We start from the raw sequence: 13,938 nt of genomic DNA, 5'->3' as shown, positions 1-13,938 counted from the left end.
GTACAGATCTTCAAACACATTAATAGTTGTTGATAAGATGGTTTGATTACATAGCTGCTTGATATTATATTACCTTTATATTTCATATCATAGATAACTTGATGGAAGACAACGCTGGGTAAGTTATTAAAGAGCATGAAATTTGATTTTTGGGGATTTGTGCGAGAGATTATACAAACTCATGGCGTATATATAATACGCTGTGTTAGTGTAGTATCCATTTCTAAGGATATGGAAAGGTGGGGGCAAGAAAGACGGATTTTCTTGTCTTTGTTTGTCTCGCATAGTGGCAGCGGTATTTACATGTTTGTAGTAGAGAAGGGGTCCAGTGGTGAGCTGGTTTATAGCCGGGAAAAGATGGTTTAAGCGGCGATAATACTCTTCACTATCTCAGCAAATCATAGTCCTTGTATGCTTTTCTAAGGAGAATGTACTTAATGCAGTCTGGCAAAAAACGTAGGATACTCTTTTTGCCATTGCTTCTGACCCTGCTCGCCGTGCTCGTTGCAGCATGTGGCGGCAATTCAGGAGGTAATGGTAGCTCATCTGGTAGCAAACTATCCGACGACAAACAGATCTATGTAACCCCCTTGAGCGGTCTATCAGATCTCGCGACGCTTGATCCCGCGCTCTCAACCGACTCGCCTTCGATCAGCGCTATTAATCTGATGTTTACGGGCCTGGTCCAGCTCGACGACAACCTGAAGGTGTATCCCGAACTGGCTCAGTCCTGGACCACTTCCAGTGATGGCCTGACCTGGACCTTCAAACTGCGTCCGGGAATCAAATTCAACGATGGCAACCCCATCACCGCGGATGACGTCATCTTCAGCATTGACCGCGCCCTCAAGCCTGAGTTGAAGTCGACGGTGGCTCCGGCCTACTTGAGCCTGGTGAAAGACTCGGATAAGCGCTTTGCAGGCAAGGTTCCCACGCTGATTAACGATAGCCTCTTTGCCCCTGATCCCTCGACGGTCAAAATTGTGACCAGTCAGAATGCGCAGTACTTCCTCGACGCGCTGACCTATCCAACCGCTTATGTCGTGGAAAAGAGCTTCGTTCAGAAGTACGGTGATACCGATTTCCTGAAGCACCTGAGCGAGGGTAGCTGTTCTGGTCCCTACCAGCTGGAAAAGTACACCTCCGGCAAACAGGTCAGCTTTGTTCCCAGTAACAACTACTGGGCTGGTAAGGCCCAGATGAAGAAGGTTGTATTCGCCTTCTACAAAGATCCGCAGACGGCTTACAAAGCTTACAAGACCAATCAGCTGGACAATGCCGGTGTGCCAACCGCCAACCTGGATGAGGCGCGTGCCCTGCCTAATAAGCAGTACCGCCAGGTGCCTCAGTTGACCATCGACTACTTCGCGATGAACTACCTGTCCAAGCCCTTCGACAACATTAAGATCCGCCAGGCCTTTGCTCTCGCCGTTGACAAGAGCGCCATCGAGAAGAGCATCTACAAGGGTCAGCGCCTGGCAACCAACCACATCGTGCCTCAGGGCATGCCTGGTTATAATCCCGACCTCAAAGGTCCTGCAGGTGTGACCAGCACCAAGGGTGATAAGACCCTGGCCAAGCAGCTCTTCCAGGAGGGCATGCAGGAAGCCCATTATACCCTTGCAAACTTCCCCGCCATCTCAGTAACGGTTGCCAGTGGTGGTTCACAGTCGGCGAAGAACCTCTTCACCTTCGCGCAGCAGCAGTGGAAAGACACTCTGGGCGTTAACGTAACCATCAACGATGAGGACTTCAACAAACGCCTGGATGATGTCTCTAATACCGTAGGCAATGGCAAATTGCAGATGTGGTTTGCGGCCTGGGGCGCGGACTATCCCGATCCCGAGGACTGGACGACCCTGCTCTTTGGTGCTGGTGCATCCAATAACTCGCTCAACTATGGTCTGGGTACTTCCAAGACCGTTGCGACTCAGAAGCAGATGCAGGACCTGATGCTGAAAGCTGACGTTAACCAGAACGCCACCGAGCGTATTGCTCAGTACAATCAGATCGAGCAGCAGATGGTTGACGATGTGGCCTGGATGCCCGTCGATCAGCGTACCCTGAGCTATGTACTCAAGCCCTGTGTCCAGGGTATCGTGGACAACGCGCAGGGTATGACTCCTCCTCAGGACTGGCTGAAGATCTACAAGTCCAGCGATTCCCCCTGCGCTAACACGAGCGCATACTAAGCTCGTATCGCAAAGAGGGTATGTGACGACTTCAATCACATGCGCTTGACAGAAGAGGAGAGGAGAGGATGCAAGTTGTATCCTCTCCTCTCCTCTTTATTGTGAAATAGTGCTCTGTAAAATGAGCTTGTGATGCAGGTTTGTATGAGCTTTCTGGATGCGAACATCGCTCGCATTTAAAGTATTTAAGCATGAAATTGTTAAAAAAAGGAAGTACAGATCTACAAACACACTAATATTGGTTAATAAGATGGTTTGATTACATAGGTGCTTGATATTATATTACCTTTATATTTTATATCGTAGATAACTTGATGGAAGACAAAGCTAGGTAAGTTATTAAAGCGCATGAAATTTGATTTTTTGGGATTTATGCGAGAGATTACACAAACTCGTGGCGTATATATAATACGCTGTGTAAATGCAGTATCCATTTCTAAGGATATGGAAATGGTGGGGGGTAAGAAAGACGGATTTTCTTGCCTTTGTTTATCTTGCATAGTAGCAGCGGTATTTACTTATTTGTAGTAGAGAAGAGGTCCAGTGGTGAGCTGGTTTATAGCCGGGAAAAGATAATTTAAGCGGCGATAATACTCTTCACTATCTCAGCAAATCATGGCCCTTGTATGCTTTTCTAAGGAGAATGTACTTGATGCAGTCTGGCAAGAAACGTGTGACAATCTTTTTGCCGTTGCTCCTGACCCTGCTTGCCGTGCTCGTTGCAGCATGCGGTGGCAGTTCGGGTGGTAACACAACTGGTGGCAAACTATCTGATGACAAGCAGGTCTATGTCATCCCTTTGAGTGGTCTATCGGATGTCGCGACGCTTGATCCCGCGCTTTCGACCGACTCGGCTTCTATCACTGCTCTTGACATGATGTTCACGGGCCTCGTCCAGCTCGACGACAACCTGAAAGTCTATCCCGAACTGGCTCAGTCCTGGAAACAGTCTAGCGATGGCTTGACCTGGACCTTCACCCTGCGTCCTAATCTCAAGTTCAGCGATGGCAACCCCATCACCGCGGATGACGTGGTCTATAGCATTGACCGTGCTCTCAAGCCTGAGTTGAAGTCGACGGTTGCGCCTTCCTATCTGGGGCTTATTAAAGACTCGGACAAGCGTTTTGCGGGCAAGGTCCCCACACTGATTGGCGATAGCATCTTTGCTGTCGATCCCACAACAGTGAAGATTGTGGCCAAAAGCAATGCCCAGTACTTCTTGCAGGCGCTGACCTACTCGACCTCCTATGTCGTAGAGAAAAGCTTTGTAGAGAAGTATGGCGATACCGATTTCCTGAAGCACCTGAGCGAGGGTGGTTGCTCTGGCCCCTTCAAACTGGACCAGCACCTCAATGGTAAGTATGTTAGCTTTGTACCCAATTCTAACTACTGGGGTAGCAAGCCACAGCTGAAGAAAGTAGTGTACGCGTTCTACAAAGATCCACAGACGGCCTACAAAGCTTACAAGACTAATCAGCTGGACCAGGCTGGAGTGCCAACCGCCAACCTGGATGAGGCACGTGCTCTGGCCAACAAGCAGTTCCGCCAGGCCCCTCAGCTGGCTATCGACTACTTTACCATGAACTGGCTGACCAAGCCTTTCAACAACGTCAAGATCCGCCAGGCCTTTGCGCTCTCCTTCGACAAGAGTGCGATTGAGAAGAGCATTACCAAGGGCGTGCGTTTGGCGACTAACCATATTGTGCCCCAGGGTATGCCTGGCTATAATCCCAATCTGAAGGCTGCTGGTGGCGTGACCAGCACCAAGGGTGATAAGACCCTGGCCAAGCAGCTCTTCCAGGAAGGTATGCAAGAGGAAGGCTACACAACCGCCAACTTCCCCGCCATTACCTTGACGGTGGCAACTGGTGGTTCACAGACCTCCAAGAACCTCTACGAGTTCGCGCAGCAGCAGTGGAAAGATACTCTGGGCGTTAACGTAACCATCAACGACGAGGACTTCAACAAGCGCCTCGCCGATGAGTCCGGTACCGTCGGCAATGACAAATTGCAGATGTGGGCCGCTGCCTGGATCGCTGACTATCCCGATCCTCAGGACTGGCTGACCCTGCTCTTTGGTAAGGGGTCGTCCAACAACGAGAACAACTACGGTATGGGTAAAGCAAAGGATCTCAGTGTCCAGCAGCAGACTCAGGACCTCATGTTGAAGGCTGATGTCAATCAGAATGCCACTGAGCGTATCGCCCAGTATAACCAGATTGAGCAGCAACTTGTCGATGATGCGGCCTGGATTCCTTTTGATCAGCGCACCACAGTCTATGTCCTTAAGACATGTGTCCAGGGTGTTGTGGATAACGCTCAGGATTTGACTCCTCCTGGAGACTGGGCTAAGATCTACAAGTCCAGCGATCCTGCCTGCGCCAACACAAACACGTACAAATAAGCTCGTGTAGTGTAGAGGGTGTGTGATAACCATTCACGTGTGCTCGACAAAAGGGGAGGAGAGGGTGCAATTTGCATCCTCTCCTCCCCTTTGTTATATGAAATAGTTCTATGCAAAAAGAATTTGAGGGGTGTGCTGAATTTTTGTGTGTGAATTTGCGTATGAGAATTTGTATACGTAGAAAGAGAACCCACAAAGCATAAGATGTGTGCGATGGGTTCTCTTTGCAAGTCTATATCACCAGAAAGGCTTTTCCTGCTCTGCTGAGTAGTTGCTGGTTAAACGGTGCGGCGTGAACGGCCAGCCACGAAGAGATTGTACAGGGCCACGATGACGGCAATCACCAGCAGCAGGTGAATCAGGCCACCTGCGATGTGCAAGACGAAACCAAGCAGCCACAGAACAAAGAGAATGACCACGATGGCCCAGAGAATGCTACCAATCATGATGTTACCCCTTTCGACTTATCCGAGGAATTTCGCGAGAAGGCGAATATATGCTGGCCTCTCAAATATTTCTCGGATTACAAATGTAATCATAGATGATAGTTGATCAAAGCATAACCATCTATTGCAATGATTATCCTTCTCACTTTAACCTACGCCTGTTTACCAAACAGCGGACTAGGCGGGAGGATGCACTACGAGCATCCTATGCACCTCTCTCTACTGAGAGATGCTCACTCGTGAGATGATTCCAGGAACATCTCTGGGGGATCCCAGAAGCTCAACTGGACGGGAGGCCCGGCATCCTGGATCCTCTGCTGATTCTGCTGTTTCCACGCTTCATGCCGCGTCATGAGGAGCGCCTTGACCTCCGAGGTCGAGCGACATGCCGCCAGTTTCCGATCCCCCCAGCGTCCCGCGAGCGTCTGTGCGGCTTTGCGGTCGGCCTGGTCTGCGTAACCACAGACCAGGCACTTGAAGGTTTTCTGGTTCGGCCGATTAGCGCGATCGACATAATGGCAGCGGGGGCATTCCTGAGAGGAATAGGCGGCTCGGACCGTGTGGGCTGCCATGCCCTGTTTGGCGGCGGCCCAGGCCAGCTGCTCTGGGATATGCCCCAGGTGAGAAGCATACAGATAACTGTTCATCACCCTTGCTTTGAAGCGCATCGAGGCCACATTGAGGTCCTCATAAATGAGTCTGGCATCTCGATGATCTTTGACCAACGCATTGACCGCCCGGTTGATCTCTTGCTTGACGTGACGGCTCAAGCGTTGCGACGTTTCAGAACTTGTCGAAGGAAGCTTGCCCTTTGGGACGCCTTTCTTTTCCAGACAGGCTCGCAGTTTCGCCTTGCGGCGACGCTTTTCCCGATCGTGCTTGTGCTGTCGGGCCATCTTGCCATGAAAACTGCCATACTCTTTATTGGTGGAGGTCGTGAGGAAATGGGCAATGCCCACATCGACGCCTACTGTAGGGGCGTCAGGCTTGGTTTGAAGAGGAACGTCCTCGTCAAAGGAGAGCGTCAGCCACCAGACTCCATTGCGCTTGTGAAGTGTTGTGGACGCATTGAGCGTGCGGCCTTCGAGTGCTCGTTTGTGATAGGAGGCGAGTTTGACTGGGACTCGAAGCGGATTCCCGACATCTAAGGTGGACACGCGCAGCCAGTAGTCGAACGTGGAGTCCTCCGACTTCTCGACCACCACCACGTTGACATTGGCTTGGATGACTGGCACACGCAGCACAGGGAGATCCCATTCGGTCCAGGTCGGTTCGCGGCGTTTGAAGGCGGTCATCCGGCCTTCCGCCTGAGCCTTGGCCTGAGCGTAATCAGCCACATCTTCCAGGTACGCCTGATAGGCGTTCGCTCGATTCGTGCGAACGCTTTTGGCAATGCCTGCGGCTTGCTGTATTGCCACTCGATGCAAGCGGTCGGAAAGATCGGTTTTGAAGACGGTTTCTTGGTACTTGTCCGGGCTTGTCTCGGCCTCGCAAAACAGGGTGGTGTACTGTTGGCACAGCGGCAAGTAAACCGCCACAAGCTGATCGAGCGCCTCAAGTTTGCCAGGATTGGCCTCAATGAGACGGATATGGGTCACCGCTCGAGTGATGGTCTGCTTCGTCTTCTTTTTGCGCTTGCGCTTTTTTTTCTCATCAAGCGAGGCTTTTTGGGGCTTCTTGCTCACAGGCGGGTCCATTCTGCTGCAAAGCCGCTAGCACTTGTTCCGTCTTGCGTTTGGCTTGTCTGCGACCATAAAGACGAGCGCAAAACGAGGTAATGATGCTGATAAAATCGCCCATGAGATCATCTTCGGCGGTATCAGCGGTGTTGACGATGACCAGTTTCCGTCCTTGCATAGCCAACAAGGTCTGAATATAGGCCACGCCAAAGCGAGAAGCGCGATCTTTGTGTTCAACCACGATCTGCCCGATTTTGGGATCTGCCAGCAGCGCCAGAAACTTGGGCCGCTGATCGTTGATGCCACTGCCGCACTCTTTGACGACTTTGCTGACCGACCAGCCTTGGGCATTGCACCAGGTCACCAGCCGCTCGGCTTGCCTTTCCAGGTTGTCTTTGTTTTCGCTGCTTGAAACACGAGCATACACAGCGACGGCGTGGACCGGAACCGAGCGAAGCTCTGGCGGATCAATGATCACGGTGCCGGTGGGCAATTGATAGCCGGGAATCTGGCCGCGTTTCCACATACGCCAGGCGCTGTTATAACTGATCCCAATCTTCTTGGCATAACTCGATAACTTCATACATCCAAGTATACTCTATCTGCTTGAGATATGCAAGAGATGATGATACTTTGTGATGGTTGCCTATACAAAATGGATACCTTGTAATAGATGATGCAACTCTTTCTACTATGGACACGAGTTACCTATCCGATACGATGCATGAATGCCTGAGTATCTGTTTAGAAAAGGATAAGTTTTAGCTTAAAAGTAGGGCTGGGTGAGGGTAAAGAGCTGTGCCCTTGGCTTCGCCAGCGGCGGCAGCTCAGGAATCCTTGTCTTTCCTGACATCCCGTTATGACTGCAGCTCTTGGAAGGTTTGGAAGATTGCCTCCATGGTCCTCTCGTTGGTATAAAACTGCTCCGGTGGCGTGTTAAACGCGATCCGGTAGGGATGAAAATGGGCGACCTCTGCCTTTACGGCTGCTACTTGGGAGCGTGGAATATCAACAATGGCAGTTGACCACGTGAGTTGATTGATGGTTATTTTGTTTTCACGCTCTATCTTGCCCCGCTGAACCAGGAGATCCTGTTGAAGCAACGTATCTGGAGACTCTTGCCCATTTGCCATCGGACTCACGATAAAGGAAATCATGCTTGTCGCTGAAGGGACAAACTCTACTTGTTGGAGGTAGATGCCACTGAGATTGATCCGTTTTAGTCCAGTCAGAAAACGTGGAAGGTAAACTGGCAGTAATCTCTGAAAAATGACTACATCGTACGTCAGTAGCTGTTTGCGGTCGCGACAACCCATATCACATCAGGGGTAGAGCAAGCCGGTACCTGGTGAGACTTGTTTTTTTATTGATACTACTATGAATAATAGAGAGCAGATATGCCGCGCGCGCTGGCCTTCTTCTCTTTTTATAGCCGAACGTTTCCCTCTTGCTCATTGTCCTCTAGCCAGGGAGAGAAGTAGTAATGAAGACGCTCTCAGCATCTCAACCCAACAAACCCCTGCCAGGCTCCAGACCTGAGATTCCCCTACTCCCTGCTGTGCTGAGCAGGAGGGACCTTGTTGTTCTTCTCCTCCTGGCTGTCATGGTCTTTTCTAATATTGCTTATATCCACCCCGCCGGTCCATCCGCGATTTCCTACTGGCTATTGGGAGGAGCAAGCTTCTTGCTTCCCTGTACCATCATCACCCGGTGGCTTGCGCTGCGCTTACCTGGACAGGGCAGCCTCTATGCCTGGGTCAGCAGTGTCTTTGGCTCGACTCCAGGCTTTATAGTGACCTTTGGCACCTGGGTTGCTGGTCTTTTACTGACGGCTACCTATATTGAAGAGGTGGCTGACTATCTGCACCTCTTATACCCGGCGTACCTCAGTACATCCACTCAATATGCCTTCGCCATGTTTCTTCTTTTCTGCCTGGCGGTGGGTATTAGTTGCCTCCCGCTCGCACGCTTAAAATACGTCTTATTCGTAAGCTGCCTGCTCTATTGCCTGCTCTATCTCTTACTCGGCGCGGGAGCGCTCGAATGGCTCCTGCAAGGGCACCAGAGCGCTGCCTCCTTTATACGCCCCGTAAACTGGTATGCCATCTTCCCGAACAATGCGTCCTATTTTAGTACCATCATTTTCGCCTTACTTGGCGTCAATTATCCTCTTTTCCTGGGGAGGGAACTGCGTGAAGGACAGGCTGGTTTGCGACACGCGTCAACCTATGTCTGGTGGGGAGCGGGCCTCATACTGCTGTTCTACCTTCTTGGTACCTGGAGCCTTGTGGTAGTGCTACCAGCCACGCCCGAAACAGAAACGTTGACCGCATTTCGTGCAAGCACCATGCTCTTTGGCTCGTTTGGTGGTTCCCTCTTTGCCCTCGCCCTGGCCTGCTCAGATGTGATACTGCTGGTTGTCTATCTACTGCTCTTTTCGCGTTTATTGGTGACGCTGGCTCAACACCATCGCCTTCCTGCTTCTTTTGCGCGTCCTAATCGTTGGGGTGTTCCTCTCGTCTCTCTGCTCATAGATGCATTGGCTGTTGCGGTGACTTCTGCCGTCCTCTTTGTCCTCTTCCCTCTACTGCATGTATACGAGCTAAATTCAGCAGTGACGAGGTATAATAACTACGAGCTTTCCCTGGCGGTAGCGATTATCCTGCTCCTCACGTCGACGATCATTCTGTTTGTCCTGCCCTTCTTTATCCGCTCTTATGGATCTCAACAGGGCGCTTCTCCTGGGCTACGGTGGCGAAAACATTTTCCCTTTTTCTTTATCGCGCTCACTGGAATAAGTACGTCGGTAATCGCTATCTGGGCGACGCTCTCGACATCCTGGGTTGCCTCAATGCCCAACCGGAGTTGGGAAAATACGCTCCTCATGAGTGTTGCGGTAACACTTGTCGTGGGCTGGCTCGGAGGAGAATATCCCCGGCTATGGGCCTTGCTGAGTGATCAACAATTTGAGACGGAAAAAGAAAGAATGTTACGCGAGCAACTTCAGGAAGCGTATCAGCAACAAGAGGTCTTGCTCATGGAAGTGGACCGTCTGTATCGAGAACAAGCTCGTGCCGCGACAACTGATCCGGTCACAGAACTCCCGAATCATAGGGCAATCATGAGCACGCTCAATGTTGTGTTTACTGAATGTCGTCAGAGAACATGTGCGATCCTCTTTGTCGACGTGGATCGCTTTAAACGGATCAATGATCGCTGGGGACACCAGGTTGGCGATTGTATCCTGCATGAAGTGGGGCAGCGCCTGCGAGCCTCCCTTCGGGCAGATGATACGGTCGGGCGCTACGGTGGAGAGGAGTTCGCGGTTATTTTACGGGACACCAACCTGGACCTGGCAATGAGCGTCGCAGAAAGGCTTCGTCGCGCTCTGGAAGAGCGGCCATGTTGCTGGCAGACCGAGGGGGAGAGGCACGAGACGCATGTCACTATCAGCGTGGGGATCGCTCTCTATCCCGATCATGCCTCGACTCCAGATCAGCTCATGAAACGCGCGGACCTGGCTATGTATCGAGCCAAGCAGGCTGGTCGAAATTGTGTCTGTATCGCAACCGCATAGACGATGACCGTCTGGAAACCGTGGAGCTCATACAGTGCTCGCACGCTAGATCTCCGTTATGTTATCAGGTGGGAACGCGAGAAGGTCTCACCTCTACCATAGGCTTGACTGCGTACCTTTCTGTAACGCGCGAAGAGTGAGGCTTCTTCCCCTGGATGCAGTTGGAAATAAAATAGACGGCTGCCCGCTTTGAGAGATATACTTCACTATAAAATAATTTTTGCTTATGTGTAGGAGCGTTTCGCTCTTTGCAAGAGATAGGGAGGATGTATTTTGCAGACGAATAATCAATCTGCTCGTGTCTCAGTATCTACGTGGAGCCTGCATCGTACTCTTGGCGGTCCGGCTTTTTATGGTGTTGGCGATCCGCTGCCAGCCGATACTCACAACAAGGGGGCGTATTCGCTGTTAGCATTGCCTGAGCGCCTGGTGGTGGCGGGTATCTCTACTATGGAGATTTGTCATTTTCATTTGCCCACTCTCGATCCAGGGTATCTCGGAGAACTGCGAGCGGCATTGGAGGCTGCACAGGTAGAACTCTTCTCGTTACTGGTAGATGACGGCGATATTACGCATCCTACGAATGGGGAGCGTGACCTGGCATGGATACGTCAGTGGTTGGACGTGGCTCAAGCACTGGGGGCACGCTGTATGCGTGTGATCGCTGGAAAATCCGCCCCCTCGCCTCAAGCGCTAGAACGAAGCTACCAGGCCTTGAGCATATTGGCGGCTGAGGCCAGGGAAAGGGATGTACGCTTGATGACTGAGAACTGGTTCGCGCTCCTTTCAACTCCCCAGTCGGTTCAGGCCCTGTTCGAGCGCCTGAATGGCGAGGTCGGACTCTGTCTCGATTTTGGTAACTGGAAGGGTCATGAGAAATATGCAGCCCTTGAAGAGATTGCTCCCCTGGCTGAGTCCTGCCATGCGAAGGCTTCTTTTGACTCACCCTATGTCCTGGACCAGGAAGACTATCTACGTTGTCTAGACATTACGCGCCTGGCCAACTTCTCTGGCCCCTATACCTTGATTTATGATGGTCCAGATCAAGACGAGTGGAAGGGGCTAGCCAACGAACTGGCTGTTGCGCAACAGTACGTGCAATAAGCACAAAAAAATGATCTAGTAGAGGGGAGGTACAGGAGGAAGACTCCCCTCTATTAGCAATCTTATAAGTTCGCTTAAGTTCACTTGCTCTATTTGCTGCTCTACGCGGTCGAGCGTGGTGAATGCTGCTTCATGAAATGTCCTTCGTTTACATGGTTCCCTGGAATGCTTAACGCGCGAAGGTAACGAGTCCCAGGATACCTAGCACGTAGCAGATGAGCACCAGGAGAGAATCGATGCCCATATGTAGTATCTGACGCTTAGGTCGGAAAATCAACCCATAGATATAGATGATGGTAAGTACGCCACCGAGCGCGGCCAGGTAGAGATCGGCCTTCTGTGCCTTTGGCAGCACGGCTTCGCCTGAGAGCAGAGTTGCGAGCAGGAAGAGGACTGGGAGGAAGGCATTGCCACCAAAGATATCGCTAAAAGCCAGGTTATAGGCCTTCAATTTGATCGAAGCCAGACCCGTTGAGATCTCTGGCAAAGCGGTTGCCAGCGCCAGAATAGTGCTACCAAAGACGACCCCGCTCATGCCAATTTGATTAGCGATCTCATTGCCACTCTCCTCAAGTGCTACACCTGCAACCAGCGTAAAGAGGGCCGCGGCCAGAAAGACAAGTACGATATGTACTGTGTTCCAGTGTTGTATCTTCTTTTTCTTTCTATCGCTGCGCTCTCCATGCAGCACCTCCTCGGGAACACCTTTCTCCTGCCAGGGGAGATCCTTGCGTGCCTTCCCGATCAGCCAGACACCGACAATCCAGGTAATAGTAATGAGGAGCGTCGCTGGCGTAATGCGTAGGAAGACGAGCGAAGAGGGGAGCTGAGTACCCATAATTGTCAGGAGAAGCACGGCAATGACCAGGCCACCTTCCAGGACCAGTTGGAGAGAGGCGGCATAATAGCTCAGCGCATCCTTTCGCCACAGGCCCACAACATCAAATAGGACCAGCACCACCGTCTGAATAGCGATTCCGCCCAGGATGTTACCAACCGCGATCTCCAGATTATGTGAAAGGGCCGCACTGGCCGTAATCGCGATCTCTGGCAGGTTTGTCGTAATGGCCAGGAAGAGCATGCCTCCCAGAGCCTGCCCCAGCTTAAAGCGATCATCCATCTCATCGGTCGTGCTTGAGAGGTAGATACCAGCCAGCCAGACGACGGCGACTGCGGCCACAAAAATTAGTATTAATATGAGAAGTGGCAATGAATGCAGCATGGTTCCCTCCTCTTGGTAGCGCGATATATTGTGTGCCTGTCTGTAACTGAACACGTATCGCTTGAGCAAAAGGAGGCAGGCGCATTGAGATAAGGGTGAGACATAGTTTTGCGAGCAGTCGCCTAACCCGTTCAGTGGCAAACAAAGAGGAACAGTGACAGAAAAAAGAGGAAGAGATCGTCTTCTGTCCTCGTCCTTGCATTTTTATTGTTTTTGGCTTATATTTGACTGAAGCAAGTAATTAATTGCTATAAGCAAGGAAGAGAGAACAGAGATGGTGGATAATTTGGAGACCAGGATTCGCGAGGTACGACGCTTTAACCGCTTCTTCACCCGGCAGATAGGCGTATTGCGCGAGGGCCTGTTGCATAGCCCCTACTCCTTGACTGAGTCACGTGTGATCTTTGACCTGGCTCAGGGGCATGCTCTGACGGCATCTGACCTGTGTCGTGAGTTGGGACTGGACGCTGGCTACTTGAGTCGTCTCCTCAATCGCCTGGAGCAGCAGGGACTGCTAGAGAAGGTGCGCTCGGAGTCCGACGGACGCCAGCGCCTCCTGCGCCTAACCGCTGAGGGAAAGCAAGCCTTCTCCGTGCTGGATCAGCGTTCACGCGACGAAGTCAGCGAAATGCTTGGTGAGTTAAGCGAGGGCGAGCAGAAACGCCTGTTGAGCGCTATGGAGGGCATTGAGCATATTTTTAACAAGAGCCTGAAATACTCTGAACCCTTCTTTTTACGTTCACATGAGCCAGGCGATATGGGCTGGGTAACGCACCGGCATGGTGTGCTCTATACCCAGGAATATGGCTGGGATGAGCGCTTCGAGGCCCTGGTGGCCCAGATTGTCGCAGATTTTATCAACAACTATCAGCCAGAATGGGAGCGCTGCTGGATTGCCGAGATGCAAGGCGAGATTGTGGGTTCAGTATTTGTCGTGCGGGCCAACGAGGATGAGGCCAAATTACGCCTGCTGCTGGTTGAACCGAAGGCACGCGGCCTGGGACTCGGCACGCGCCTGGTAGAAGAGTGTATTCGCTTCGCGCGCCGTAGGGGCTATAAAAAGCTCAAGCTCTGGACGAATAGCATTCTTGTGGAGGCGCGCCACATTTACACCAAAACTGGCTTCCAGCTCGTGGAGCAGGAGCCTCACCACAGCTTCGGCCACGACCTCGTAGGCGAAACCTGGGAACTATTATTATAAGAGATACTACCTTTTACTGATGACTCGGTATTCAACTTGTTCCAGGTAGACAATGTGGCTGCTCTATGCAGCCTATTTCGGGTAGATAATGTGGTGGCCCTATTCGAGTCAGT

Annotated in this window: 10 protein-coding genes; 5 read left to right on the top strand and 5 right to left on the bottom strand. The window is 51.5% G+C overall.

The genetic code is table 11. The annotated features are described in order from the left end of the window. The first annotated feature begins 437 nt into the window (after positions 1-437). A complete protein-coding gene (locus KRAC_RS45380) occupies positions 438-2,192 on the top strand; it encodes a peptide ABC transporter substrate-binding protein (protein WP_007918925.1) in 1,755 nt (584 codons plus the stop codon). A gap of 652 nt (positions 2,193-2,844) precedes the next feature. Continuing rightward, a complete protein-coding gene (locus KRAC_RS45375) occupies positions 2,845-4,596 on the top strand; it encodes a peptide ABC transporter substrate-binding protein (protein WP_007918923.1) in 1,752 nt (583 codons plus the stop codon). Between the two features lie 278 nt (positions 4,597-4,874). Here KRAC_RS45375 and KRAC_RS70420 read toward each other — a convergent pair whose 3' ends face one another. The 4 genes from KRAC_RS70420 to KRAC_RS45360 all read right to left on the bottom strand — a co-directional run bounded on the left by KRAC_RS70420 (position 4,875) and on the right by KRAC_RS45360 (position 8,037). Continuing rightward, positions 4,875-5,042: a lmo0937 family membrane protein gene (locus KRAC_RS70420; RefSeq protein WP_007918921.1), complete on the bottom strand. Its 168-nt coding sequence runs from the start codon at positions 5,040-5,042 to the stop codon at positions 4,875-4,877. 233 nt (positions 5,043-5,275) lie between these two features. Next, entirely contained in the window at positions 5,276-6,727 is a 1,452-nt protein-coding gene (locus tag KRAC_RS45370; protein ID WP_040447194.1) for an RNA-guided endonuclease InsQ/TnpB family protein, read from the bottom strand. Continuing rightward, the gene (locus tag KRAC_RS45365; RefSeq protein WP_007918304.1) at positions 6,696-7,304 is read right to left on the bottom strand and encodes an IS607 family transposase; all 609 of its coding nucleotides are present in this window, start codon (positions 7,302-7,304) and stop codon (positions 6,696-6,698) included. Before KRAC_RS45365 ends, KRAC_RS45370 begins: the two co-directional genes overlap by 32 nt. Positions 7,305-7,578: 274 nt before the next feature. Next, the gene (locus KRAC_RS45360) at positions 7,579-8,037 is read right to left on the bottom strand and encodes a hypothetical protein (protein ID WP_007918919.1); all 459 of its coding nucleotides are present in this window, start codon (positions 8,035-8,037) and stop codon (positions 7,579-7,581) included. Positions 8,038-8,204: 167 nt separating this feature from the next. Here KRAC_RS45360 and KRAC_RS63850 point away from each other — a divergent pair, with 167 nt between their 5' ends. Further along, positions 8,205-10,298 (top strand): amino acid permease, encoded by a 2,094-nt coding sequence (locus KRAC_RS63850; RefSeq protein WP_007918918.1) that lies wholly within the window; start codon positions 8,205-8,207, stop codon positions 10,296-10,298. Positions 10,299-10,571: 273 nt separating this feature from the next. Continuing rightward, entirely contained in the window at positions 10,572-11,402 is an 831-nt protein-coding gene (locus tag KRAC_RS45350; protein ID WP_007918917.1) for a sugar phosphate isomerase/epimerase family protein, read from the top strand. Between the two features lie 169 nt (positions 11,403-11,571). Here the strand turns inward: KRAC_RS45350 and KRAC_RS45345 are convergent, their stop codons facing one another. Beyond that, positions 11,572-12,624 (bottom strand): sodium:calcium antiporter, encoded by a 1,053-nt coding sequence (locus KRAC_RS45345; RefSeq protein WP_007918916.1) that lies wholly within the window; start codon positions 12,622-12,624, stop codon positions 11,572-11,574. A 274-nt stretch (positions 12,625-12,898) separates the two neighbouring features. Here KRAC_RS45345 and KRAC_RS45340 point away from each other — a divergent pair, with 274 nt between their 5' ends. Next, the gene (locus KRAC_RS45340) at positions 12,899-13,825 is read left to right on the top strand and encodes a bifunctional helix-turn-helix transcriptional regulator/GNAT family N-acetyltransferase (protein WP_007918910.1); all 927 of its coding nucleotides are present in this window, start codon (positions 12,899-12,901) and stop codon (positions 13,823-13,825) included. The last annotated feature ends 113 nt before the right edge of the window (positions 13,826-13,938 follow it).

Source organism: Ktedonobacter racemifer DSM 44963 (assembly GCF_000178855.1).
Classification (GTDB): Bacteria; Chloroflexota; Ktedonobacteria; order Ktedonobacterales; family Ktedonobacteraceae; genus Ktedonobacter; species Ktedonobacter racemifer.
This window is presented reverse-complemented; position numbering and strand designations above follow the sequence as displayed.